At 73.3% G+C, this 23,920-nt stretch carries 23 protein-coding genes and 1 riboswitch; of the genes, 6 read left to right on the top strand and 17 right to left on the bottom strand.

The window, feature by feature from the left end; translation table 11 throughout:
- Positions 1–556 precede the first annotated feature (556 nt).
- The 13 genes from tyrS to WFH32_RS02860 all read right to left on the bottom strand — a co-directional run bounded on the left by tyrS (position 557) and on the right by WFH32_RS02860 (position 13,237).
- Positions 557–1,816 carry a tyrosine--tRNA ligase gene (gene tyrS, locus WFH32_RS02920; RefSeq protein WP_336706163.1) on the bottom strand — a complete coding sequence of 420 codons (1,260 nt, stop codon included), beginning with the start codon at positions 1,814–1,816 and terminating at the stop codon, positions 557–559.
- A gap of 132 nt (positions 1,817–1,948) precedes the next feature.
- On the bottom strand, positions 1,949–2,623 hold the full coding sequence (locus WFH32_RS02915) for a DNA-3-methyladenine glycosylase (RefSeq protein ID WP_191797329.1): 675 nt from the start codon (positions 2,621–2,623) through the stop codon (positions 1,949–1,951).
- Positions 2,624–2,702: 79 nt separating this feature from the next.
- Positions 2,703–3,338, bottom strand: coding sequence for a uridine kinase family protein (locus WFH32_RS02910; RefSeq protein WP_318244220.1), 636 nt, complete (start codon positions 3,336–3,338; stop codon positions 2,703–2,705).
- A 13-nt stretch (positions 3,339–3,351) separates the two neighbouring features.
- Complete coding sequence (argH, locus tag WFH32_RS02905) at positions 3,352–4,830, bottom strand: argininosuccinate lyase (RefSeq protein WP_191797333.1); 1,479 nt, start codon at positions 4,828–4,830, stop codon at positions 3,352–3,354.
- A gap of 3 nt (positions 4,831–4,833) precedes the next feature.
- Positions 4,834–6,063, bottom strand: coding sequence for an argininosuccinate synthase (locus WFH32_RS02900; RefSeq protein WP_191790710.1), 1,230 nt, complete (start codon positions 6,061–6,063; stop codon positions 4,834–4,836).
- Positions 6,064–6,162: 99 nt separating this feature from the next.
- Positions 6,163–6,720 (bottom strand): arginine repressor, encoded by a 558-nt coding sequence (locus WFH32_RS02895; RefSeq protein WP_336706162.1) that lies wholly within the window; start codon positions 6,718–6,720, stop codon positions 6,163–6,165.
- A complete protein-coding gene (argF, locus tag WFH32_RS02890; protein WP_336706161.1) occupies positions 6,717–7,664 on the bottom strand; it encodes an ornithine carbamoyltransferase in 948 nt (315 codons plus the stop codon). The genes WFH32_RS02895 and argF overlap by 4 nt, the downstream gene beginning before the upstream one ends.
- 2 nt (positions 7,665–7,666) lie before the next feature.
- Positions 7,667–9,088: an acetylornithine transaminase gene (locus WFH32_RS02885; protein ID WP_336706160.1), complete on the bottom strand. Its 1,422-nt coding sequence runs from the start codon at positions 9,086–9,088 to the stop codon at positions 7,667–7,669.
- Entirely contained in the window at positions 9,085–10,056 is a 972-nt protein-coding gene (gene argB / locus WFH32_RS02880) for an acetylglutamate kinase (protein WP_318244221.1), read from the bottom strand. The genes WFH32_RS02885 and argB overlap by 4 nt, the downstream gene beginning before the upstream one ends.
- A complete protein-coding gene (argJ, locus tag WFH32_RS02875) occupies positions 10,053–11,249 on the bottom strand; it encodes a bifunctional glutamate N-acetyltransferase/amino-acid acetyltransferase ArgJ (RefSeq protein WP_191797339.1) in 1,197 nt (398 codons plus the stop codon). The genes argB and argJ overlap by 4 nt, the downstream gene beginning before the upstream one ends.
- Positions 11,246–12,322 carry an N-acetyl-gamma-glutamyl-phosphate reductase gene (argC, locus tag WFH32_RS02870; protein WP_191797341.1) on the bottom strand — a complete coding sequence of 359 codons (1,077 nt, stop codon included), beginning with the start codon at positions 12,320–12,322 and terminating at the stop codon, positions 11,246–11,248. The genes argJ and argC overlap by 4 nt, the downstream gene beginning before the upstream one ends.
- A 68-nt stretch (positions 12,323–12,390) precedes the next feature.
- Entirely contained in the window at positions 12,391–12,762 is a 372-nt protein-coding gene (locus WFH32_RS02865; RefSeq protein WP_191797343.1) for a VOC family protein, read from the bottom strand.
- A 55-nt stretch (positions 12,763–12,817) separates the two neighbouring features.
- Positions 12,818–13,237 (bottom strand): hypothetical protein, encoded by a 420-nt coding sequence (locus tag WFH32_RS02860; protein ID WP_191797345.1) that lies wholly within the window; start codon positions 13,235–13,237, stop codon positions 12,818–12,820.
- A gap of 276 nt (positions 13,238–13,513) precedes the next feature.
- Between WFH32_RS02860 and WFH32_RS02855 the strand changes: the two genes are divergently transcribed.
- Entirely contained in the window at positions 13,514–15,049 is a 1,536-nt protein-coding gene (locus WFH32_RS02855; protein WP_336706159.1) for an outer membrane protein assembly factor BamB family protein, read from the top strand.
- Positions 15,050–15,107: 58 nt separating this feature from the next.
- Here WFH32_RS02855 and WFH32_RS02850 read toward each other — a convergent pair whose 3' ends face one another.
- Entirely contained in the window at positions 15,108–16,889 is a 1,782-nt protein-coding gene (locus tag WFH32_RS02850) for a 2-isopropylmalate synthase (protein WP_336706158.1), read from the bottom strand.
- Positions 16,890–17,081: 192 nt separating this feature from the next.
- Between WFH32_RS02850 and WFH32_RS02845 the strand changes: the two genes are divergently transcribed.
- The 4 genes from WFH32_RS02845 (at position 17,082) to WFH32_RS02830 (ending at position 19,597) form a co-directional block, all read left to right on the top strand.
- Entirely contained in the window at positions 17,082–17,768 is a 687-nt protein-coding gene (locus WFH32_RS02845) for a FadR/GntR family transcriptional regulator (RefSeq protein ID WP_336706157.1), read from the top strand.
- Between the two features lie 105 nt (positions 17,769–17,873).
- Positions 17,874–18,161, top strand: coding sequence for an ATP-binding cassette domain-containing protein (locus WFH32_RS02840; RefSeq protein ID WP_336706156.1), 288 nt, complete (start codon positions 17,874–17,876; stop codon positions 18,159–18,161).
- A 117-nt stretch (positions 18,162–18,278) separates the two neighbouring features.
- Positions 18,279–19,328, top strand: coding sequence for a quinone oxidoreductase family protein (locus WFH32_RS02835; RefSeq protein ID WP_336706155.1), 1,050 nt, complete (start codon positions 18,279–18,281; stop codon positions 19,326–19,328).
- Positions 19,325–19,597 (top strand): hypothetical protein, encoded by a 273-nt coding sequence (locus tag WFH32_RS02830; RefSeq protein WP_191797357.1) that lies wholly within the window; start codon positions 19,325–19,327, stop codon positions 19,595–19,597. The genes WFH32_RS02835 and WFH32_RS02830 overlap by 4 nt, the downstream gene beginning before the upstream one ends.
- A 19-nt stretch (positions 19,598–19,616) precedes the next feature.
- Here the strand turns inward: WFH32_RS02830 and thiD are convergent, their stop codons facing one another.
- The 3 genes from thiD to pip form a co-directional block, all read right to left on the bottom strand.
- Positions 19,617–21,218 (bottom strand): bifunctional hydroxymethylpyrimidine kinase/phosphomethylpyrimidine kinase, encoded by a 1,602-nt coding sequence (gene thiD, locus WFH32_RS02825; protein WP_336706154.1) that lies wholly within the window; start codon positions 21,216–21,218, stop codon positions 19,617–19,619.
- Positions 21,210–21,310, bottom strand: a riboswitch (TPP riboswitch). (Overlaps the previous gene by 9 nt.)
- Positions 21,311–21,394: 84 nt before the next feature.
- Positions 21,395–21,736, bottom strand: a complete 342-nt coding sequence (locus WFH32_RS02820) for a hypothetical protein (RefSeq protein WP_336706153.1) — start codon at positions 21,734–21,736, stop codon at positions 21,395–21,397.
- A 72-nt stretch (positions 21,737–21,808) separates the two neighbouring features.
- Positions 21,809–22,750 (bottom strand): prolyl aminopeptidase, encoded by a 942-nt coding sequence (gene pip / locus WFH32_RS02815; protein WP_336706152.1) that lies wholly within the window; start codon positions 22,748–22,750, stop codon positions 21,809–21,811.
- Positions 22,751–22,822: 72 nt separating this feature from the next.
- On the opposite strand from pip, the gene WFH32_RS02810 reads away from it, so the two are divergent.
- Positions 22,823–23,809 (top strand): DUF389 domain-containing protein, encoded by a 987-nt coding sequence (locus WFH32_RS02810; RefSeq protein WP_191797365.1) that lies wholly within the window; start codon positions 22,823–22,825, stop codon positions 23,807–23,809.
- Positions 23,810–23,920: the final 111 nt, after the last annotated feature.

The following is a 23,920-nucleotide window of genomic DNA, read 5'->3' as shown; positions in this document are numbered from 1 at the left end:
ACAAACCGAAAACATGACGTTTTCAATTCATACCAAATAAGCAGTCTCCACACGAACACACAACACACACCAAACGATGCGCGCCACACGCCCACGCAGGACAATTGGCATAAACTATCAAGCACACTGTTGAGTTCTCAAGCAACCGACACGCACCGACTCCAACCCACCAGGGGCCTTCACTCGGGGCAACTTCTCTACCTTACCAGTTCTGAGTCCCGGTGTCTACCGCAACTCTTCTCCGGCGCCCTCACGAGTCGACAGATCCAGGATCTGAAGTTCATGTGGGTGGCCTGCCCGTGGGACCAGCCACTTCGCGGCGGCTCCGAGGAGCTTCGCAGTGGTGTCTGTTCCTCCCTGTCGGGCTGACATCCAGAAGATTACGTCGAGGTGACGGGCAAGGTCAAACCCGGGTGCGGTGACCCTGGTCACCGCACCCGGCGCCCCCGGGCCGCACCGGCCCGACGGCTCGCTCACGGTGCCCGGCCGGCCCCACACAAGGACCGCGGGGCCAGGGGAGGGCTCCCCTGGCCCCGCCGTCATGCACGCAGGTCCGTCACGCCACCTCGGCCACCGCGAGCGTCCGCTTGCCCCGGCGCAGGACGGCGAAGCGCCCGTGCAGGAGGTCGTCCGCCTCGAGGACCGCGTCCTCGGACGTCACCTTCACGTTGTTGACGTAGGCGCCGCCCTCGGAGATCGCGCGACGAGCCGCGCCCTTGGAAGCCACGAGTCCCGACCCCACGAGCAGGTCGACGACCAGCTCGCCGGGCGCCGCCGTCGTGCGCGGGAGCTCCGCCACCGCCGCCGCCAGCGTGCCGGCGTCGAGGGCACCCAGGTCCCCTCGACCGAAGAGCGCCTGGCTCGCCGCGATGACCGCCTCGGTCGCCGCAGCACCGTGGACCAGGGTGGTGACGTCGGCAGCGAGCGCCTTCTGCGCCTCGCGCGCCGCGGGACGCTCGGCGACCGCGCGTTCGAGGTCGGCGATCTCCTCCGCACTACGGAACGTGAAGATCTTCAGCCAGCCCACCACGTCGGCGTCGTCCGCGTTGACCCAGTACTGGTAGAACGCGTACGGGCTCATCATGTCGGGGTCGAGCCACACGGCCCCGCCCTCGGTCTTGCCGAACTTGGTCCCGTCCGCCTTGGTGATGAGCGGCGTCGTCAGGACGTGCACCGACGCACCCTCGGCCTTGCGGATCAGCTCGACGCCCGAGAGCAGGTTGCCCCACTGGTCGTTGCCGCCCGTCTGGAGCGTGACGCCCTCCCGCCGGAAGAGCTCGAGGTAGTCGTTCCCCTGGAGGATCTGGTAGCTGAACTCGGTGAAGCTGATGCCCTCGTCCGACCTCAGACGGCGCGCCACGGTGTCCTTGGCCAGCATGGTGCCCAGACGGTAGTGCTTGCCGATCTCCCGCAGGAAGTCGATCGCCGTGAGCTGGCCGGTCCAGTCGAGGTTGTTCACGACGCGCGCCGGGTTGTCGCCCTCGAAGTCGAGGAAGCGCGAGACCTGCGTCTTGAGGCGCTCGGTCCACTCGGCAACCGTGTCCTTGGTGTTGAGGATCCGCTCCCCCGACTGGCGCGGGTCACCGATCATGCCCGTTGCGCCACCGACGAGCGCGATGGCGCGGTGCCCGGCGAGCTGCAGGTGGCGCAGCAGGATGAGCTGGACCAGGTGACCGTGGTGCAGGCTCGGTGCGGTCGGGTCGAAGCCGCAGTAATACGTGACGGGTCCCTCGGCCAGCGCAGCACGCAGCGCGGCCTCGTCGGTGGACTGCGCCACCAGGCCTCGCCATTGCAACTCGTCGAGAACGTCGTTCACTGCATCTCCTTCGTCGTGCCCGCGCGCGGTGCGGCGCGGGCGTGGGACGGGCGCGCCGTCGTTCCGCGCGCCCGAGGTCCTAGTCTGCCGTGTCCTGCCCTCCAGCACCGACTCCGCCCGGGAGCGGGCACCTCAGCGGGTGCGGCGCGTCGCGGGACGGTACGCCGAGACGGTCGGGTCGCCCGTGAGCCACAGGCGCCACGGGTAGACGCTCGCGTCTCCGCCGTCGCCGCTCACACCGACGCGCGGTCCGGTCGCGATCGCGGGTCGCAGGGTCCGCACGTCCCGGTGCACGACGACGTCGCCCGCCTCGTCCGTCACGTCCAGCCCGTAGTGGGCCAGGTCCAGGCCGAGCGCCACCGCGAGACGCGCCGGACCGCGCGCGATCTGACGGTCCGAGTCGCACACGCCCACGGCGAGCCGTCGCGCCCGGGCGAGCTCGGCGCCGTCGGTCACCTCGCCCGCGCGCAGGAGGACCGCCGACGCGGATCCCACGGGGCCGCAGACCACGTTGACGCAGTGGTGCAGGCCCAGGTGCCGGTAGACGTACAGGTGACCCGGCTCGCCGTACATGGCCCGGTTGCGCTCGGAGCGTCCGCGGAAGGCGTGCGACCCCGGATCCTGCTCGCCGTCGTAGGCCTCGACCTCGGTGAGGCGGACGGTGACGCTGCCCTCCGGCGTGCGGTGCGTGATCGAGGCCCCCAGGAGGTCGCGCGCGACCTCGAGGCTCGGGCGGGCGAACCACCCACGCGCGGGGACGTCCGGTGCGGGGGCGTCGAGGTCCGTGCTGGAACGGGACTCGGTCACGTGGGCCTCCTGGCTGGGCGGGCGTCTCCCCCGCAATCTACGCCGCGCATGTTTCGACTTCTCGCCTGCCGGTGGACGGTCAGGCGTCGCCCGCGCGCTCGTGAGCACGGGGACGCGACGGGACCGGCTCGCCGAACCCGTCGAGCACCACGTCGGCCCGCGCGGCCGTGCCCTCGGCCGCGTAGACCTCTCGCTCCGAGGCCATCCACTCGAGCCAGTGCACGCGGGCCTCCTGGCCGTCGCGCGCGAGGCCGCGCGCCAGGCGGACCTCGTCGTCGGCCTCGACCCAGACGAGCGTCGTCGTGAGGTCGGCGATCCGCCGGGCACCCGCGCCGCAGCCCTCGACCACGAGGAACGGGGCGAGCGGGACGTCGTGCCACTCGGCGAAGTCCTCGAGCGTCCAGTCGTACCGCTGGTACCGCCCGGGCCTGCCCACCGCCAGCGGGTCGAGGACCTGCTCGACGAGCCGCCCGACGCCCGCCGTCATGCCCGTCCAGCCCTCGTACAGGTCGTCCATGTGGATCACCTGAGCGGGCAGGGCCGCTGCGAGCTGCGCGGCCAGGGTCGTCTTGCCAGAACCCGCCGGCCCGTCGACGACGACCAGGCGGCACCCGGCCCCGCCAGGGACGCCCGGACCAGCCGGACGTCCCTGACCGAGGCGCGCTGCGCCGTCGTGCACGCGGGCCACGAGGTCCTCGAGGACCACAGCGCTCACGCTCACGGCGACCTCAGCCCTGCACCCAGAAGCGGTACTCCGCCGAGCGCACCTTGGCCTCCTCGAGCTGCTCCGCCACGCGCGCGGGAGCCGTACCGCCCACCGCGTCGCGCGAGGCGAGCGAACCCTCGACCGTGAGCACGTCCCGCACCCCCGGGGTGAGGTGCTCGGAGATGTCCGCGAGGTCCGCGTCCGTCAGGTCCCACAGCTCGATGCCGCGCTCCTCGCAGACCCGCACGCACGCGCCCGCGACCTCGTGAGCCACCCGGAAGGGCACGCCCTGACGGACGAGCCACTCCGCGACGTCGGTCGCGAGCGAGAAGCCCTGCGGTGCGAGCGACGCCATGCGCTCGGTGTCGAACGTCAGGGTGCGGACCATGCCCGCGTACGCGGGGAGCAGGACCTTGAGGGTGTCGACCTGGTCGAACACCGGCTCCTTGTCCTCCTGCAGGTCGCGGTTGTACGCGAGCGGCAGGCCCTTGAGCGTGGCCAGCAGCCCCGTCAGGTCCCCGATGAGACGCCCGGCCTTGCCGCGCGCGAGCTCGGCGATGTCCGGGTTCTTCTTCTGCGGCATGATGCTCGACCCCGTGGAGTAGGCGTCGTCCAGGCGGACGAAGCCGAACTCCTTGGTGTTCCAGATGATGATCTCCTCCGCGAAGCGCGAGAGGTCGACCCCCAGCATCGCCGAGACGAACGCGAACTCCGCGACGACGTCGCGCGAGGCCGTGCCGTCGATCGAGTTCTCGACCGGGCCGTCGAAGCCCAGGTCCGCCGCGACGGCCGCCGGGTCCAGACCCAGCGACGAGCCCGCGAGCGCACCCGAGCCGTAGGGCGAGCGCCCGGCCCGCACGTCCCAGTCGATGAAGCGGTCGACGTCGCGCAGCAGCGGCCACGCGTGCGCCAGCAGGTGGTGCGCGAGCAGCACCGGCTGCGCGTGCTGCAGGTGCGTGCGGCCCGGCATCGGGGCGCCGGGGTGCGCCTCGGCCTGCTCGATGAGGGCGTCGACGACGTCGAGCACCAGGAGCCCGATCGCCCGGGCCTCCTCGCGCAGGTACGACCGCACGAGCGTCGCGATCTGGTCGTTGCGCGAACGCCCGGCGCGCAGCTTGCCGCCGAGGTCCGGACCCGCGCGCTCGATGAGCCCGCGCTCGAGGGCCGTGTGCACGTCCTCGTCGGCCAGGACCGGGAGGAACGCCCCCGACCCGACGTCGGCCGAGAGCACGTCCAGCGCCTCGAGCATCGCGGTCAGCTCGTCGTCGTCGAGCAGACCCGCCGCCGCGAGCACCTTGGCGTGGGCCCGCGAGCCCGCGATGTCGTGCTGCGCGAGGCGCCAGTCGAAGTGCGTCGACTGCGAGAGGGCGGCCAGGGCCTGCGCAGGGCCGCCGGCGAACCGGCCGCCCCACAGGCTCACCGGTGCCTCCGACACGCTCGGTACGCCCTCCACCTCGGCCGAGTCGCCCGCAGCGGCGCCGGACGTGATCTCGTCACTCATGGTTCACAGGCTCCCGGTGCCGAAGTCCACGCCGTTGCCGAACTTCTCGTCGCGGGCCGCGGAGAGCTTGGCCGTGAGGCCGAAGATCTCGATGAAGCCCTTGGCCTGCGACTGGTCGAACGAGTCGCCCTCGTCGTAGGTCGCGAGGTTGAAGTCGTACAGGCTCGACTCGCTGCGGCGGCCCGTGACGGTCGCACGGCCGCCGTGCAGGACGAGGCGGATGTCGCCCGAGACGTAGCGCTGGGTGTCGTCGATGAAGACGTCGAGCGACTTCTTGAGCGGGCTGAACCACATGCCGTCGTAGACCAGCTCGGTCCAGCGCTGCTCGACGCCACGCTTGAAGCGGGCCTGCTCGCGCTCGAGGGTCACGTTCTCGAGCTCCTGGTGCGCCGCGATGAGAGCGATCGCGCCCGGGGCCTCGTAGATCTCGCGGGACTTGATGCCGACCAGGCGGTCCTCGACGATGTCGATGCGGCCCACGCCCTGGGCGCCGGCGCGACGGTTCATCTCCTGGATGGCCTGCAGCGGGGTCACGGGGACGCCGTCGAGCGCGACCGGCACACCCTGCTCGAACGTGATGACGACCTCGTCCGCGACGGGCGGGAACGTCGGGTCGTCGGTGTAGTTGTAGACGTCCTTCGTCGGGGCGTTCCAGATGTCCTCGAGGAAGCCCGTCTCGACCGCACGGCCCCACACGTTCTGGTCGACCGAGAACGGGTTGTGCTTGGTCGTGGCGATCGGGAGCGAGTGCTTCTCGGCGTACGCGATGGCCTTCTCGCGCGTCAGCGCGAGGTCGCGGACCGGCGCGATCGTCTTGAGCTCGGGCGCGAGCGAGGTCGTCGCGACCTCGAAGCGGACCTGGTCGTTGCCCTTGCCCGTGCAGCCGTGCGCGACGGTCGTCGCGCCGAACTGGCGGGCCGCCCGCACCAGGTGCTTGACGATCACGGGGCGCGAGATCGCGGAGACCAGCGGGTAACGGTCGAGGTACAGGCCGTTCGCGCGCAGCGCGGGCATGCAGTACTCCTCGGCGAACTCGTCGCGGGCGTCCGCGACGTAGGCCTCGACGGCGCCGCAGTCGAGGGCGCGCTGGCGGATGACCTCGAGGTCCTCGCCGCCCTGGCCGACGTCGACCGCCACGGCGACGACCTCGGCCCCGGTGGCCTCGCCGATCCAGCCGATGGCAACGGAGGTGTCCAGGCCGCCCGAGTAGGCGAGCACGACGCGTTCAGTCATGACTTGTTCTCTTCCTTGCGTGGGGTGATGGGTCCAAGTGTGGCAGCCGCCGAGGCTCGGCGGTCGCCGTGGTCGCTGCGCGGCCCGTGAGGGCCGTCGCTAGCCAGGAGGTGCTGGGGTCGTGGTGGTGGCGGGCACCACGGGGTTGGTCAGGGCCAGGAAGCGCGCGGCCAGGTCCTCGCCGCCGTCGACGTCGCGCGAGATCACCAGGACGGTGTCGTCGCCCGCGATCGTGCCCAGGACGCCGACGAACACCGAGTGGTCGATCGCCGACGCCAGGTACTGCGCGGCGCCGGGCGGCGTGCGCAGCACGACGAGGTTGCCCGACGCCTCGGCCGAGACCAGGAGCTCGGCGCACAGCCGCGCAAGCCGGGCCGCGACGTACTCGGCGTCGTTCGCGACCTGGACCGAGCGGTCGCCGCCCTCGCCGGGCACCGCGTAGACCAGGGCGCCCGACGCGCTGCGGACCTTCTCGGCCCGCAGCTCGATGAGGTCGCGCGAGAGCGTGGCCTGCGTGACGCTCACGCCGTCCTCGGCGAGCGCCTTGGCGAGCTCGGCCTGGGAGTGGATCTCGTGCCGGGCGACGAGCTGCGCGATGCGCGCATGGCGTGCCGCCTTGGTGGTGGGCACGCTCCCCGGGCCGAGGGCGGTCGTCACGAGCGGTCCAGCAACCAGGTCAGCAGCGCCTTCTGGGCGTGCAGGCGGTTCTCGGCCTCGTCCCAGACGGCCGACTGCGGGCCGTCGATGACCTCCGCCGTGATCTCCTTGCCGCGGTACGCGGGCAGGCAGTGGAGCACGAGCGCGTCGTCGGCGGCGACCGCCATGAGCTCGGCGTTCACCTGGTACGGGACGAACGGCAGCTCGCGCTCGGCCGCGCTGGCCTCGTCGCCCATCGAGACCCAGGTGTCGGTCGCGACGACGTCCGCACCGCGCGTGGCCTCGACCGCGTCCGTGGTCACGAGCACGGAACCGCCCGTGTCCCGGGCAATGCGCTCGGCGTCGGCGACGACGGCCGGGTCCGGCAGGAAGCCGGCCGGGGCGCCGATGCGCACGTGCATACCTGCGGTCACGCCGCCCAGGAGGTAGGAGTGCGCCATGTTGTTGGCGCCGTCACCCAGGTAGACGAGCGACGTCCCGGCGAGCGAGTCGACGCCGCCGCGCAGCTGGGCGACCGTCAGCAGGTCCGCGAGGATCTGGCACGGGTGGAACTCGTCGGTCAGCGCGTTGACGACCGGGACGGTCGCGACCCGGGCCATCTCCTCGACGCGCTCCTGGCCGAACGTCCGCCACACGATCGCCGACGTCTGGCGGTCCAGGACGCGGGCCGTGTCCGCGATGGGCTCGCCCCGACCGAGCTGGCTCGACGCCGCGTCGATCACGAGCGGGTAGCCGCCGAGCTCGGCGATGCCCACCGAGAACGACACGCGCGTACGGGTCGAGGGCTTGTCGAAGATCACCGCGACGGCCTGCGGCCCGCGCAGCGGCGTGCGGATGAAGCGGTCCTCGCGGAAGCCGAGGCCCAGCTCGAGGACCTCGCGCTGCTCGGCGGGGGTCAGGTCGTCGTCGCGCAGGAAGTGCCGGACGGAGGCGGTCGAGGTCACGGTCAGCCCTTCGGAGGGGTGGCTGGGGTGATGGACGGGGTGGTGGGGGCGGCCTGTGCGGCGCCCGGGCCGACCAGGTCCGCGGGGAGCCCCGCGAAGAACGCGACGACCTCGCTCGCCTGGTCGCGCGTCAGGATCAGGGGCGGGGCGAGGCGGATCGCGTCGGGCTGCACCGCGTTGACGATGAACCCGGCGTCCAGGGCTCGGCGCGCGACCTCCGCGGAGACGGGCGCCGAGAGCTGGACCGCGATCAGCAGGCCCAGGCCACGGGTTCCCGCGACCACGGGGTTGCCGCACGCGGCGATCCCGTCGCGCAGCGCCTCGCCGACCGTGCGCACGTTGGCCAGCAGGCCGTCGCGCTCGATCACGCCGAGCGTCGCGAGCGCGGCGGCCGCCGCGACGGGGTTGCCGCCGAACGTCGTGCCGTGCTGACCGCGCCCCAGGAGGGTCGCGGCCCGCTCGCCGAACGCCACGACGGCACCCACGGGGTACCCGCCGCCGAGCCCCTTGGCGAGCGTGACGACGTCGGGCGTGATGCCCCCGCCGATCTGCTGCTGCTGGAACGCGAACCACGAACCCGTGCGCCCCACGCCCGTCTGGACCTCGTCGAGGACCAGCAGCGCGCCCGACGCCGCGGTCAGCTCGCGCGCGGCCACCAGGTAGCCGGGGGGCAGCGGGCGCACGCCCGCCTCGCCCTGGACCGGCTCGACGACCAGTGCCGCGACCTCGCCGCGAGCGGCGACCGCGTCGGGCGAGAAGGCCTGCTCGAGCGCGGCCACGTCGCCGAACGGGACGAACTCGACACCGCCCGGCAGGGGCTCGAAGGGCTCGCGGTACGCGGCCTTCGACGTCAGGGCGAGCGCGCCCATGCTGCGGCCGTGGAAGCCCCCCTCGAGTGCGAGGATCCTGGTCCGCGTGCCCGGGCCGGCGACGCCGTCACGGTTGCGGCGCGCCATCTTGAACGCGGCCTCGTTGGCCTCGGTGCCCGAGTTGGTGAAGAAGACGCGCGAGCCCTCGGGGGCCTGCGCGAGGTCCAGGAGCCGCTCGGCGAGCGCGATCTGCGTGGGCGACCCGAAGAAGTTCGACACGTGCCCGAGCGTCCCGAGCTGCGCGCTGACCGCCGCCGTGAGCGTGGGGTGCGCGTGGCCCAGCGCGTTGACCGCGATGCCCGCGAGCAGGTCGAGGTAGCGCTTGCCGTCGGCGTCCCACACGTACGCGCCCTCGCCGCGGACCAGGACCTTCTGCGGCGCGCCGAACGTGTCCATGACCGCGTGCGTGTAGCGCTCGGTCCACTGCGCGACGCTGCCCGGGCCCGCCAGGGTCGTGTCCGCGGCCCCCTCGGCGCTCCGGGCGGCGTCGGCGGTGGTCGCCGTGGCGACCTCGGCGGGGTGGGTCGGCGAGACCTCGCCGGTCGTGCCGTTCATGACTGCTCCTGCGGGACGGGGAGGGGTGCGGCGGGGGTGGAGGCGAGCGCGTCCGGGACGACCATGGTCCCGTTGCCGCGCGTCGTGAAGACCTCCAGGAGGACCGAGTGCGCGACGCGGCCGTCGATCACGGTCGCGCGCGGGACGCCCCCGGACACGGCACGCAGGCACGCCTCCATCTTGGGCACCATGCCGGCCTCGAGCGAGGGCAGCAGGTCGGCGAGCTCGGAGCGCGTGATCTCGGCGACGAGCGAGCTCTTGTCCGGCCACGACGTGTACAGGCCCTCGACGTCGGTCAGGACGATGAGCTTCTTGGCGCCGAGCGCGACCGCGAGCGCCGCCGCGGCCGTGTCGGCGTTGACGTTGAGGACCTGGGTCGGGTCGTCGATGTCGGGCGCGATGGTCGAGACGACGGGGATGCGTCCGGCGTCGAGCAGGTCCTGGACCGCGGAGGGGTGGACCTCGACGACGTCGCCCACGAGCCCGACGTCCACGGGCTCGCCGTCGACCATGGCGTGGCGGCGCTGCGCCTGGAGCAGGCCCCCGTCCTCGCCCGACAGCCCGACCGCGTAGGGGCCGTGCGCGTTGATGAGCCCGACGAGCTCGCGCGAGACCTGGCCCGTGAGGACCATGCGCACGACGTCCATGGCCTCGGGCGTGGTCACGCGCAGGCCGCCGCGGAACTCGCTCTCGATGCCGAGTCGCGCGAGCATCGCGGAGATCTGCGGGCCGCCGCCGTGCACCACGACGGGATGCAGACCGACCTGCCGCAGGAACACCATGTCGCGCGCGAACGCGGCCTTGAGCTCGTCGTCGATCATGGCGTTGCCGCCGTACTTGACGACCACGAGGGCGTCGCGGAACTCCTGCAGCCAGGGCATGGCCTCGAGCAGGACCTCGGCCTTCTGGCCGGGGGTCAGGTCGGTGCGAGTATCGAAGGCGATGCCTTCGGGGTTCTGGGCGCTCACGACGAGTACGCGCTGTTCTCGTGGACGTAGTCGTGCGTGAGGTCGTTGGTCCAGACCGTGACCTGGGCGTCGCCCGCGTGCAGGTCGACCTCGACGTGCACCTCGCGCTCCGAGGCGAGGTCCACGAGCTCGCGGGGCTCGCCCACTCCCCCGGCGCGGCAGACCTGGACGCCGTTGATCGACACGTCGAGCGCGAGCGCGTCGAAGGGGGCGACGTCCTCGGGGACGGTCCCGACGGCCGAGAGCACGCGGCCCCAGTTGGGGTCGTTGCCGAACACCGCGGCCTTGAAGAGGTTGGAGCGGGTCACGGCGCGGGCGACCGCGAGCGCCGCGGTCTCGTCGCTCGCGTTGGTGACGGTCACCGCGATGTCGTGGCTGGCGCCCTCGGCGTCCGCGACCAGGGCCCGCGCGAGGTCCGCGCACGCCTCGGTCACGGCCGCCGTGAGGTCCTCGAGGGTCACCGGCACCTGGGACGCACCGGAGGCCAGGAGGATCACCGTGTCGTTCGTCGACATGCAGCCGTCGGAGTCGACCCGGTCGAACGTGGTGGCGGTCGCGGCCCGCAGCGCGGCGTCCGCGGTCGCGGCGTCGACGACGGCGTCGGTGGTCAGCACGCAGAGCATGGTCGCGAGTCCGGGTGCGAGCATGCCGGCCCCCTTGGCCATGCCGCCCACCGACCAGCTCGTGGCGCCGTCCACGCTGTGCGCGTCGGTCACGTCGCGCGTGACGAGGACCGTCTTGGGGACGGTGTCGGTCGTCATGATCGCGAGGGCCGCCTCGGGGCCGCCGTCCGCGTCGGCAGCGCCGGCCGCGGCGTCGCAGCCCGCAAGGAGGTTGCCCATGGGCAGGCGCTCGCCGATGAGGCCCGTCGAGCAGACCAGGACGTCGCCCGCCGAGACCTCGAGGAGGTCCGCGACGTACTCGGCCGTGCGGTGGGTGTCGGCGAAGCCCTCGGGGCCGGTGCATGCGTTCGCGCCGCCCGAGTTGAGGACGACGGCGCGCGCGATGCCGTCGGCGACGGCCTGGCGCGACCATGCGACGGGGGCCGCGAACACGCGGTTCGACGTGAAGACGGCCGCGGCGACGTCGAGCGGGCCCTCGTTGACGACGAGCGCGACGTCCTTCTTCCCGGTGGACTTGAGCCCGGCGGCGACTCCTGCGGCCCGGAAGCCGAGCGGTCCGGTGACGGTCACGGTGCGACCCCTTCGGTGGTCAGGCCCAGGGTCTGCGGCAGTCCCAGGGCGATGTTCATGGACTGCACGGCGCCGCCGGCGGTCCCCTTGACGAGGTTGTCGATCGCGGTCACGGTCACGACGCGGCCCGCGGCGCGGTCGATCGCGACCTGCACCAGGGCCGTGTTGGCGCCCAGCGTCATGGCCGTGGTGGGCCACTGACCCTCGGGCAGGAGCTCGACGAAGGGCTCGCCGACGTACGCCTGCTCGTAGGCCTGGCGCAGGTCGGCGACGCTCAGGTCCTCGTGGCCCGGGGCCAGTCGAGCCGTCGCGGTTGCGAGGATGCCGCGCGCCATGGGCACGAGGGTGGGCGTGAAGGAGATCGTGACCTCGTCGGCGCCGGCCGAGCGCAGGTTCTGCGCGATCTCCGGGATGTGCCGGTGCGAGCCGCCCACGGCGTAGGGCTGGGCGGAGCCGAGCGCCTCGGAGGCGAGCAGGTGCGTCTTGAGCGACTTGCCCGCGCCCGAGTACCCGTTCGCGAGGACCGCGACGACGTCGACCGGGCTGAGCAGCCCCGCGGCGACGCCGGGCTGCAGGCCCAGGGTCACGGCCGTGACGTTGCAGCCGGGGACGGCGATGCGGCGCGCGCCCGCGAGGACCTCGCGCTGCTTGGTGTACTCGACGCCCGCGCCGGTCTGCTCGGTGATCAGGAGCTCGGGCAGGCCGTAGGGCCAGGTGCCCGCGTGCTCGGAGCCGTAGAACGCGGTCCAGTCCGCGGCGGACGCGAGCCGGTGGTCCGCGCCGAGGTCGAGGACCAGGACGTCGTCGGGGAGCTGCGCGGCGATCTCACCCGACGCGCCGTGCGGCAGCGCGAGCACGACGACGTCGTGGCCCACCAGGTGCTCGACGGTCGTGGGCAGCAGCACGCGGTCCGCGAGCGAGCGCAGGTGCGGCTGGTGCAGCCCGAGGAGCGACCCCGCGTTGGAGTGCGCCGTGAGGGCGCCGATCTCGACCTCGGGGTGCCCGGCGAGCAGCCGGAGCATCTCTCCGCCCGCGTAGCCGGACGCCCCGGCGACTGCCACTGTGATCGTCATATGCAGAACTATACATAGTTATGCACTTGATACGGAACCTCTTCGTCCCGGTGCGTCCCGCTGCGGCCTCAAGCCCCCCAGACGCCCAGCTCGTTGCCGCTCGGGTCCAGGAAGTGGAAGCGTCGGCCGCCCGGGAAGTCGTACGGACCCTCGACGATCTCCCCGCCCGCGTCCTGGACCAGCAGCAGCGACTCGTCGAGGTGGGCCGAGAAGAGGAGGACCAGCGGGCCGCCGCGCGTGACCTGGTCCGCGAGCGCCAGCCCGCCGGCCTCCGCCTCGCCCTCCTCCGCGGAGGTCCGGAAACCCGCGTAGCCCGGCCCGTAGGGGACGAACTCCCACCCGAAGGCCTCCGCATAGAACGACTGTGCGGCCGCCATGTCCGTGACGGAGAGCTCGAGGTAGTCGATCGAGTGATGGATGCCGTGCGCATGGGTAGCCATGCAGGCAGCGTGCCACGCGGCACCGACACGAGGCCGGCAGGCGCCTCGCCGCCGGTCAGACCTGCTGGTCGGACTGCCCGTGGAAGCGCGCGGGTCGACGACACTCGTCGACGACGGACGCGAGACGGCGCACTCGCACGACCGGTCCGACGGTGAACTGCAGCGGGACCACCTTCCGCCCACGTCGCAGCGCGAGCATCGAGAGGATCGCGCTCTCGGCCCCCCAGTTCCACAGGCTGCTGTACGGCACGACCACCAGCTCGTCCCCCGGGGCCAGCCGCACCGTCCGCCACCACCCTCGCAGGGACACCTCGCCCGCGCCGACGAAGACTCCCGTCCGCAGCCCGAGGACCATGAACACCGCGGCCCCGAGCGCCACTGCACCGAAGAAGAGGTCCGGCCCGGTCTCGATCAGGCCGCCCGCGCCGATGAGGAAGAAGGGCACGCCGACCACGAGCGCGAAGAATCGGCTCATGGACGTGGCCCCCCGCAGTGGGGCGAGACACCGGTCGCGCCCGCGGCCGTCGTCGGCCCTCACTCCATCCACCAGGTCGCGTGCGCCAAGCCGACCAGCGCCGGCATCCCGAGGAGCGCGACGACGGACCACTGGGGACGTGCGAGGACCGGTGTCATCACGGCGTCAGCATACTGGTCGGCTCCCCAGGTCGCGGACGCCCCGGACGGGTCAGCCGGACGTACCCCGTACCGCTAGGGTCTCGGCATGTCGCGGAGTCGCAGGGGTGGGTCAGGCATGCGGACGATGGAGTTCGAGGAGGAACCGGCCGAGGGTGACGAGACGCAGGTCGGGCCCGAAGAGCCCGGAGCGTCCGGAACGTTCGAGGACACCAGACCCGCCCAGCCCGGCGACCGCCGCCTGCGACGTCGATGGATCGCCGCCGGTACCGCCCTCGTCGTGGTCGCCGGTGGGCTCGCGCTCGGCGGAGAGATCGAGGACCGGCGCGCCGCCGACCGCCTGGTCGCTTCTCCCGGTGGCCTGTCCCCGTGGGGCGCGGCAGCGCCTCAGGAGCTGTGGTCGCTGGACACGCCGGGGGGTCGTCTCGTCTCCGGGGGCGCTGCGGGGCTCGTGCTCCTCGACCGCGGGACGGTCTCCCGGGTGGACCTGGGCACGGGCGATCTCGAGTGGTCGCGCGAGGTCGGCACGGACCTCGTGTGCGGGACGGACGTGGGCTGGCAGGCGGCCGTCGACCAGGACGACCCGCTCGTGTGCCTGTCGGGGGGCGACGACCGGGAGGTGACGGTGCTCGACGGCCACGGGCACGTCCTCGGCGAGCTACCGCTCGACGACTTCCTCAGCACGGGAGCCGACGTCGCGCCCGGCCCCGCGGGGTCGGTCGTCCTGGCCGAACGGGTGGGTGAGCGGTCGGCCGACCTCCCCGGGGCGTCCGTCAGCGTCCGGCCGACGGACGGCAGCCTCGAGGACGCCGTCGTCCCCGCCGGCAGGGGCGTGCAGGTCTCGGTCGTCGACGCCTCCACGGGCGCCGTCCGGTGGGAGCACGAGGTCGACTTCGTCGTCCCAAGTCGTACGACCGGCGACTGCGTCGCCCGCTTCAGCGACGAGGAGGGCGTCGAGTCCCACACCGTCGACGTCGAGAGCCTGACGGTCCGCTACGCCGGAGGGGTCGTCCAGGTCTCCGGCTGCGGGGTACGCTCGCTGTTCTCCGCCGACGGCGTCCGGCTCCAGGCTCCGGGCGACGCGAGCATCGGCGTCGTCCCGGTCGCGTCGGGCGGGTTCGTCTCGATCGCCGGGGACGTCGAGACCACGAACGCGCTGGACGACGACGGCACGGTCCGGTGGGAGAGCCCGGGACGCTACCTCTATCCCGTCTCGACCGACGGCGCCGCGCTCGCGGCGACGCTGCTCTCCTCTGACGGCCGGCTCGTCGCGGTCGACCCTCACGACGGCCACGCCCTGTGGACGGCGGACGTCCCCGCCGAGCAGGTGCTGGTGCAGGCCGGCGAGCAGGTCGTCGTCGCGAGCTACCTGTACCGGTGGGCGCTCGACCCCACGACCGGGCAGACGCTCTGGGACACGGAGGCGGGCTACGGCGACCGGTTCTCGGTCGGCGCCTTCACGGACGGCACGCGGCTAATCGAGGTCACTGTGCGCGGTGACCAGTCCACGGACGGCACCCGCCTCACGGCCCACGACCTCAGGACGGGCCAGGAGGCCTGGGTCGTCGACGGTCTGTCGGACCTCGGGTGGTTCGCCGCGATCGACGGAGCGCTCCTCCAGGTCGGCGAGGGGACCGTGGCGCGCTGGGGCTGAGCGGGCGGGCGGCGGGCACCTGCCCTCGCGCCGCCGCCCGCCGTGCCGTGAGCGCAGGTCAGGAGCGGCTCGCTGCCGCGGCCAGGGCCCGCACGCTCGCCCCCAGCACCGACGCGTCCCTCCCCACGGCCCACGCGACCGAGCCGTCCGCGGTGCGGTGCTCCAGGTAGGTCACGGCCCCCGCGTCGCTGCCAGCGGTGACGGACTGCTGCGTGAGCCCCAGCACCTCGACCGGGAGTCCCAGCCCGGCCAGGATGCTCGCGAGCGCGTCGACGGGTCCCGCACCGACCGCGGACCGCTCGACCCGCTCACCGTCCAGGGACAGCACGACGTCCAGGCGCTCGCGGTCGCCGTCCGCCTCGGGCTGCGCCACCGACCAGGCGAGCGGCAGGATCTGGCGACCTCCGTCGTCGGGCAGGACGTACGCCTCCTCGAAGAGGCGCCACAGGCGCTCGGCCGTCACCTCTCCCCCGCTGTCGTCCGCGTGCTGCTGCACGCGGCCCGCGAAGTCGATCTGGAGTCGCCGAGGCAGCTCCAGGCCGTACGCGGACTCGAGCAGGTACGCGATGCCACCCTTGCCGGACTGGCTGTTGACGCGCACCACCGCGTCGTACGAGCGCCCGACGTCGGCAGGGTCCACGGGCAGGTACGGCACCTTCCAGGAAGCGTCCGCGGGGTCGACGCCCGCGGCGCGCGCGTCCGCGCGGTGCCGCGCGAACCCCTTGCGGATCGCGTCCTGGTGCGTCCCGGAGTAGGCCGTGTGCACGAGGTCTCCCGCGTACGGGTGGCGCTCGTGCACACCGATGCCGTTGCAGTCGACGACCGTGCGGCGGATCTCGTCGATGTCGGAGAAGTCGATCATGGGGTCCACCCCCTGCGCGTGCAGGTTGAGCCCCAGGGTCACCAGGTCGACGTTGCCCGTGCGCTCGCCGTTGCCGAACAGGCAGCCCTCGACGCGCTGCGCACCTGCCAGGACCGCCAGCTCCGCGCACGCCACGCCCGTGCCTCGGTCGTTGTGGGGATGGACGGACAGGATCACCGCGTCGCGCCGGTCGAGGTGACGGTGCACGTACTCGATCTGGTCGGCGTACACGTTGGGGGTCGCGACCTCGACCGTCGCCGGGAGGTTGAGGATCACGGGCCGCTCCGCGGTGGCGTCCCACAGGGTCGTCATGCGCGCGCAGACCTCGAGCACGTAGTCGGGCTCGGTGAGGTTGAAGACCTCGGGCGAGAACTCGAAGCGGACGCGCGGATCGTCCCCCGCGTGCCGCAGGACCTCGGTGCCCGCGGCGGCGATCAGGTCCGAGAGCTCGGCCCGTCCCTTGCCCAGCACGACGTCGCGCCAGGTCGGCGCGGTCGCGGTGTAGAGGTGCACCACGACGGGGTTGCGCAGGCCACGGACCGACTCGAACGTCCGGGCGATCAGGTCCGCCCGCGCCGCGGTGAAGACCACGATCGTCACGTGCTCGGGCGCCAGGTCGGTCTCGACGAGCAGACGGACGAAGTCGAAGTCGGTCTGCGAGGCGGACGGGTAGCCGACCTCGATCTCGGTGTATCCCATCGCGACGAGCAGCTCGAAGAAGCGACGCTTGCGCGCCGGGTCCATGGGCTCGGTCAGGGCCTGGTTGCCGTCGCGCAGGTCCACGGGCACCCACAGCGGTGCCACGGTGAGCCGGTTGCCGGGCCACCGGCGGTCCCTCAGCGGGACCGGTACGCGCGAGAACACGTCCTGGTAGCGGTGCGAGGGCATGCGCGAGGCGCGCTGGCGGTTCCACCCGGGCTGGCCGGGGACGTGCGCACCGTCAGGGGTACGCAGCGTGGGGAAGGGGCTGGTGGTCATGGGCGTCTGGCTCCGGGGGGCTGGCCGCGCGGTGCACGGCAGGCGGGGTCCGACCGGCGCACGGCAGACCCCCACGGCGGGGAGCCGGTCGGCTCAGGCCCCGCCGCGGCGACCAAGAAGGAGTGCGCTCCACGACATGGGAGGTACGCTAGCCGCGATCAAGTCCTCAGACAACCTGAGAGGTTGGCTCCCATGCCCACGCTCCGCCGGCTCCCCCTCGCCGACCAGGCGGCCGAGGTCATGCTCGACCGCGTCCGTACCGGCACGTGGCCGCTCGACCACCGACTCCCGGGCGAGCAGGCGCTCGCGGCCGAGCTCGGCGTCGGGCGCTCGACCGTGCGCGAGGCCATCCGCCAGCTCGCGGGCAAGGGCGTGCTCGAGAGCCGCCAGGGCTCGGGCGTCTACGTCGTCCGGGCCGAGGCGAGCGACGACTGGGAGGAGGTCCTGCGGCGCGGTGAGGTCGTCGACGTGCTCGAGGTCCGCGGCGCCCTGGAGACCGAGGCCACCCGGCTCGCCGCGACCCGCCGCACCCCGGCCGACCTCCGCGCCATGACCACGGCGCTCGCAGGTCGTGGTGAGGTCCCGACGACCGCGAGCGCCCAGGACTACGTCGACGCCGACCTGGTCTTCCACCGCGCGGTCGTCGACGCCGCGCACAACGCGGTCCTGACCGACCTGTTCGCCACGTTCCTCCCCCGCCTGCGCCGAGCGATGGTCGACATGATCGAGCTCGACGGCGCGGGCGAGCGCCACCGGCACGACCAGGACGCCCACGAGGCGATCCTCGACGCCGTCCGGGACCGCGACGCCGACCGTGCCGCCGCGACGAGCCGCCGACACCTCGACTCCGTCCACGCGAAGGTCGTCCGTGAGCACTGAGACCACCTCTCCCGCCTCCCCGACCAGGACCCCGTCCCAGGACCGCGAGGATGCCCGGGCCGTCCCGCCTGCTGACGCCCCACCCCCTTCGGCGGGCACCCCCTCGTGCTGAACCTGCGCGGCGTCGCGTTCGTCCGCGACGGGCGCACGATCCTCGAGCACGTGGACCTCCCGGTCCGCGCAGGCGAGCACTGGGCGCTGATCGGCCCCAACGGTGCGGGCAGGAGCAGGGTCCTCAGCATGTGCGGCGCGCGCAACCACCCCACGCGCGGCGAGGTCGCGGTGCTGGGGCACGAGGTGCTGACCACCGTCTCGCGCTGCTTCGACCACCCCATCCACGTCGAGCGCCGCCATGGACGGTGGCGCGCCTCTGCGGGTCCGGCGGCCACCTGAGGTGCGGCGTCGTCGAGCGTGCAGTTCGGGCTGTCGACGGGCGCTCTGGACAGCCCGAACTGCACACTCGGCGAGACCTCAGCCACCGACCGGGGTCCTGCCACCTAGGCTGACCCCATGCGCGCGATCCAGGCACTCCAGGCAGGTGGCCCCGACGTCCTCGAGCTCGTCGAGCTCCCTACCCCCGTCCCGGGCCCCGGTGAGCTCCTCGTCGACGTCGCCGCGGCCGGCGTCAACTTCATCGACACCTACCGTCGGGCGGGGGTGTACCCGATGGAGTACCCGCACGTGGTCGGCACCGAGGGTGCCGGCGTCGTCGCGGCGGTCGGCCCGGGGGTCGCGGACTTCGAGCCCGGCGACCACGTGGCATGGACCAACGCGTTCGGGTCGTACGCCGAGCAGGTGGTCGTCCCCGCGGACGTCGCGATCCCGGTGCCCGAGTCGGTCGACCTGCGCGTCGCGGCGGCCGTCGGCCTGCAGGGGCTCACGGCCCACTACCTCGTGACGTCGACCTATCCGGTCCAGCCCGGCGACGACGTCCTGCTGCACGCGGGGGCCGGCGGCGTCGGGCTGCTCGCGACCCAGCTCGCGGTGCGCCGCGGTGCGCGCGTCATCACGACCGTCTCGACCGAGGCCAAGGCCGAGCTGTCGCGCGCGGCCGGAGCCTCCGACGTCGTGAACTACGCCGAGCTCGACGACCTCACGACCGAGCTGCCCGCGATCGTGCGCGACCTCACGGGCGGCCGCGGCGTCGCCGTCGTCTACGACTCGGTCGGCAAGGACACGTTCGAGGCGTCCCTCGCGTCGTTGCGCCGCCGCGGCATGCTCGTGCTGTTCGGCGGGTCCTCGGGCCAGGTGCCGCCCTTCGACCTGCAGCGCCTCAACAAGGGCGGGTCGCTGTTCACGACGCGCCCCAAGCTCGATGACTACACCGCGACGCGCTCCGAGCTCCTCGACCGGGCGAGCGAGGTGTATGCGCTCGTCGCGTCGGGCGACCTCGACGTGCGCGTGGGCGCGACGTTCCCGCTCGCGCGCGCCGCCGACGCGCACCGCGCCCTGGAGGGGCGCGCGACGACCGGCAAGGTGCTGCTCGTCCCCGGCACCGGCCTCGACGCCGGAGCCGGCACCGACGCAACCACCGACCCGGCGACGGACCTCGCCTCGTGAGCTGGGACTGGGTCCCGCCACGACCCGGCGAGGACGAAACCGCCCGACGCTCCGACCGCCGCCTGCGCCTGGCGCTGACGGTCCTCCTGGTCGTCTTCACGGGAGTCCTCGCGGTGTACTACCTGACCGTCGGGCTCGACCAGATGCGCACGCAGTGCCTGGCAGACCGCCCCGCGGGCGTCTCCACCAGCGAGGTCACCACGACGTGGCGCTGGTGGCCGCCGGGGTACGACTGCGGGTACCCGGACGGCGGCGCACAGAGCGTCTAGCGATTCCCGCGCCGGGACCTCAGCGCGCCGCCCGGGGTGGTGCCGGCCAGGTCGCCCGGGTCAGCCCCTGCTCGAAGAACAGGTACTCGTGCATCGAGGACACCTCGAACGCGCGCAGCATCCGCTCACGCTCGGCGGGCGAGGCCCAGCGCGCGGCCTCGTCGGCGAACGAGCACGCGGCGCGCGTCGCCTCCTGGAAGGCCGGGTCGCCGTAGAGCGAGATCCACCGCGCGTAGGGGTGCCCGTCGAGCTCCCCCGCCTGGCGCACCAGCACGTCGCCGATGTGCGAGTAGAGCCAGTAGCACGGCAGCAGGGCCGCGACCGTCTCCGCGTAGGACCCGTTCGAGGCCGCGTGGAGGTGGTTGGTGTAGGCGGCCGTCACGGGCGACGGGTCGATGCTCTCGACCGCCCCGCGGTCCATCCCGGCGTGCGCACCCAACCAGTCGCGGTGCAGCGCCTGCTCGACCTCGAGCGAGGTGACCGCGGCACCGGCGAAGAACTGCCGCGCCTCGGGCGTCGGTGCGAGCTGGCTCGCCCGCGACAGCACGCGCGAGTACTCGGCGAGGTACGCGGCGTCCTGCGCGAGGTAGAACCCGAAGTCCCCCGCCGAGAGGCTCCCGTCCGCGAGCGCCCGCACGAACCCCATCCGCTCGACGGCCTCGCGCCAGCCCGCGATGCGCTCCCAGGCCTCCTCCGAGAACACCCGCTGCCCGAGCGCGGGCAGGTGCGCCAGGTGGTCGACGGGCCCGCGGCCCGTGCCGACCGCAAGCGCTCCCCCGGCCTGCAGCGCGCCGGTCAGCCAGTTCTTGGCGTCGCGCGTCGCGCTCTCCCAGCCGTCCCTCCGGGGTCGCAGCGCGGCGACCGCTGCCGAGAGCGAGCACCCGGTCCCGTGAGTGTGCACGGTGTCGATGCGGGGCGCCGAGAAGGTCGTGACGTCGTCGGGCCCGCGAGCGCCCACCAGGGCGTCGGGCGACTCCTCCCCGGTGAGGTGACCGCCCTTCAGGAGCACGACGGCGCCACTCGCCACGTGCAGGCGCCTCGCCTGGGCGAGGGCGTCGGGCCAGGTGGTCGCGGCCTGCTCGCCCACGAGGACGGCGAGCTCGGGGAGGTTCGGCGTCACGAGGTCGGCGAGCGCGACCAGCTCGCGCACGGCCTGCTCGGCCCCCTCGTCGAGGAGGCGGTGCCCGCTCGTGGCGACCATGACGGGGTCGAGCACGACGAACGGCGGCTGCACGCGCCTCAGCCACGCCGCGATGGCGCGCGCGCCGGGCTCGTCGGCGACCATGCCGATCTTCACGGCGTCGATCACCACGTCGTCCGAGACCGCGTCGAGCTGCTCGGTGAGGAAGTCCGCGCCAGGGACGTGGACCGTACGGACGCCGTGCGTGTTCTGCGCGACCAGGGCGGTGGTGACCGCCATGCCGTACGCGCCGTGCGCCGCGAACGCCTTGAGGTCGGCCTGGATCCCGGCGCCTCCCGTCGGGTCGGTGCCCGCGATCGACAGGACCCGGGGTCGGGAGGGCTTGGCAGCCCCCGGCGACGCGCCGTGCGCGGCATCCCGGGCCGCCGCGGACGTGGGGCCAGTCGTGGGCAGGACAGGTGTGGTGGCAGCAAGCGACATTGCCGACATCCCTTCGCTAGTGCTAGCTAGATCAGGTTCGACGGGTGTGATCTCAGCCCGGCTCGTGGGAGCGGGCACCCCGTGTCTTCGCAGCGAACTCTAGCGGGCGGACGGCACACCCGCGGGCAGGCGTTCGCCACGTGGCACCAGCACCGTCGGCCCGTCCGTCGACCCGGTCAGGGGGCCGCCGGGGTCCCGGTCGGCACGACACTGATCCGCGACGTCGACACGTGCTTCTCGAGACAGGACACGACACGCTCCAGGTCGGCGCGGGTGGCGTCGGGGACCAGATTGAACGACGTCCCGACCGGGGGCATGATCGCCGGCGTCAGCGCGAGGGCGACTGCCGGATCCGCCGCGCACTCCGCGTCCCCCTCGGACGGGCCCTCGACGTGGACGGACCACGGCCCCTCAGCGGGTATGGCGACCGGTCCGGCCGCGCCGAGCGCGGCAGCGAGCACGAGCGAGCCGCACGACACGGCCAGGGCTCCGACGAGAAGGGCGGTACGGCGGGGCATGTCGGTCACCTCGGAGGTCGTCGTCGACTGCGGGGACAGGCTGGGCCTCACCCTAGCCGAGCGGTGCGGCTGCTAGCCCGCGAACCCGTCCGTCGCCGCGACCAGCGCCTCCGGGAACCCCGGGCCCCCGTGGCCTGCGCCCTCGAGCACCACGAGCTCGCTCCCCGGCCACGCTCGGTGCAGGCGCCACGCGACGTCGAGCGGGCCCGACACGTCCTGACGCCCGTGCACCAGGACCACCGGGACCGCGCCGAGCCCGCGCACCCCGGCCAGCAGGGCGCCGTCGGGCAGGAAGGCCGCGTTCGCCCAGTAGTGCGTCACCAGGCGCGCGAACAGCAGCCGGAAGCCGGGATCCTCGTAGCGGTCCCAGGGCTCGAACCCGTGCACGAGCGAGACGTGCACGTCCTCCCAGCGGCACCAGGCCGCCGCCGCGCGCTCACGCACCGCACGGTCCGGGGACGCGAGCAGGCGGGTATAGGCCGCCGCGAGGTTGCCGTCACGCTCCGCCACGGGCACCTCTGCCACGAACCGGTCCCACTCCTCGGGGAAGATGCGCCCCATGTCACGCGTGATCCACTCGACCTCTCGGGCCGTGGTGCTCGTGACCGCGCCCAGGACCACCTCGGTGACGCGCTCCGGGTGCGTCACCGCGTACGCGAGCCCGAGCGTCGCACCCCACGAGGTCCCCAGGACCAGCCACGCGTCGATGCCCAGGTGCTGGCGCAGCCGCTCGACGTCCGCGACCAGGTGCGCCGTGGTGTTGGTCGACAGGTCGGCGTCGTCCCTGCTCGCGAGCGGCCGGCTCCGACCGCAACCCCGCTGGTCGAGGAGGACCACGCGGTACCGCTCGGGGTCGAACGGCCGCGCCGACCCGGGGGTGCACCCGGACCCCGGCCCACCGTGCAGCACGACCGCGGGCTTGCCGTCCGGGTTGCCCCGCACCTCCCACCAGATCTCGTGGCCGTCGCCGACGTCGAGGAAGCCCTGGGCATGGGGTGGGGTCACGGCGTACATGTCCGGCAGCGTACCGAGCGCGGGCGAGCACCCCCTGTGATGCTGGGGGCACGAACAGCACCAGGAGGCAGCATGCGCGTCACGACGGCCGACATCCAGCGGATGACCACCGCGTTGTTCATCTCCGAGGGCCCGACGGCGCGGTCCCGGCAGGCCACGTTCTGGACCCTGCTGATCCTCGCGGCCGTCATCGCGTCGGCGGGCGTCGCGGCAGACAGCACGGCCACCGTGATCGGCGCCATGATCGTCGCTCCCCTCATGACGCCCATCGTCGGGACGGCGCTCGCGATCGTCCTCAACGACCACCGGAACCTGACCTCGTCGGCGCTCCTGGTCGTCGCGGGCGCGGCCGGGGTGGTCGCGACCGGCTACCTCGTCGGCCTGTTCGTCCCGATCGAGATCGTCGCGGCGACCAACAGCCAGGTCGCGGGCCGCGTCACGCCGCAGCTCATCGACCTGCTCGCGGCGCTCGCGACCGGAGCAGTCGGGGCGTTCGCCCTGGTGCGCGCCGACGTGTCGGACGCGCTGCCCGGCGTCGCGATCGCGATCTCGCTCGTCCCGCCGCTCGCGGTCGTCGGCCTCACGCTCGAGTCGGGCGCCCCGGACCAGGCACTGGGGGCTCTCCTGCTGTTCGCGACCAACGTCGCCGCGATCATCGCGACCGGCACGCTCGTCTTCCTGCTGTTCCAGGTCCGCACGGCCGCGGGCGAGGCCGAGAGGTTCGTGGGCCCCCTGCGCGGCGCGAGCCTCGTCACGGTAGCGGCAGCGCTGCTCGTCGTCGCAGTGCCGCTCAGCGCGATCAGCCAGCACGTCCTGCGGCAGAACGCGGACAAGATCGCCGCCGCACCGGTCGCCGCGGCGTGGGCCGAGCAGGAGCAGTGGACGATCACCGGGATCGCCTTCAGCGGGTCCGTCCTGCGGATCGAGGCGATCGGCCCGGCCCCCGAGGCGGACCCCGGCACCCTGCGCACGGCCCTCGACGAGGCCGGGCTCGCGGACGTCGACGTCGACGTCACGCTCGTCATCGGCGGGACGCGGCGGCTGCCCGCGACCGGGTGACCGCGGTCGAGGCGTGGCTGTCGTCCAGGCGCCGGCGGGGGCCGGGGCGGGCCTCCGGTTGAGCCGGGGCGTCCCACGGCGGATGCTGGGGGGCGACCGTCCGTTCCAGCC

The sequence above is a fragment of the Oerskovia sp. USHLN155 genome (genome assembly GCF_037145535.1).
GTDB classification, from domain to species: domain Bacteria; phylum Actinomycetota; class Actinomycetes; order Actinomycetales; family Cellulomonadaceae; genus Oerskovia; species Oerskovia rustica.
The sequence above is the reverse complement of the archived record's forward strand: the minus strand, read 5'-3'. Positions and strand labels throughout refer to the sequence as shown.

Coding starts and splice junctions, on each gene's coding strand:
- argH (WP_191797333.1), bottom strand. CDS start 4,830: ATGAGTGACGAGATCACGTCCGGCGCCGCTGCGGGCGACTCGGCCGAG.
- pip (WP_336706152.1), bottom strand. CDS start 22,750: ATGTACGCCGTGACCCCACCCCATGCCCAGGGCTTCCTCGACGTCGGC.
- WFH32_RS02810 (WP_191797365.1), top strand. CDS start 22,823: ATGCGCGTCACGACGGCCGACATCCAGCGGATGACCACCGCGTTGTTC.
- WFH32_RS02865 (WP_191797343.1), bottom strand. CDS start 12,762: ATGGCTACCCATGCGCACGGCATCCATCACTCGATCGACTACCTCGAG.
- WFH32_RS02835 (WP_336706155.1), top strand. CDS start 18,279: ATGCGCGCGATCCAGGCACTCCAGGCAGGTGGCCCCGACGTCCTCGAG.
- WFH32_RS02820 (WP_336706153.1), bottom strand. CDS start 21,736: ATGCCCCGCCGTACCGCCCTTCTCGTCGGAGCCCTGGCCGTGTCGTGC.
- argC (WP_191797341.1), bottom strand. CDS start 12,322: ATGACGATCACAGTGGCAGTCGCCGGGGCGTCCGGCTACGCGGGCGGA.
- WFH32_RS02885 (WP_336706160.1), bottom strand. CDS start 9,088: ATGAACGGCACGACCGGCGAGGTCTCGCCGACCCACCCCGCCGAGGTC.
- WFH32_RS02855 (WP_336706159.1), top strand. CDS start 13,514: ATGCGGACGATGGAGTTCGAGGAGGAACCGGCCGAGGGTGACGAGACG.
- WFH32_RS02850 (WP_336706158.1), bottom strand. CDS start 16,889: ATGACCACCAGCCCCTTCCCCACGCTGCGTACCCCTGACGGTGCGCAC.
- WFH32_RS02900 (WP_191790710.1), bottom strand. CDS start 6,063: ATGACTGAACGCGTCGTGCTCGCCTACTCGGGCGGCCTGGACACCTCC.
- WFH32_RS02860 (WP_191797345.1), bottom strand. CDS start 13,237: ATGAGCCGATTCTTCGCGCTCGTGGTCGGCGTGCCCTTCTTCCTCATC.
- thiD (WP_336706154.1), bottom strand. CDS start 21,218: ATGTCGCTTGCTGCCACCACACCTGTCCTGCCCACGACTGGCCCCACG.
- WFH32_RS02845 (WP_336706157.1), top strand. CDS start 17,082: ATGCCCACGCTCCGCCGGCTCCCCCTCGCCGACCAGGCGGCCGAGGTC.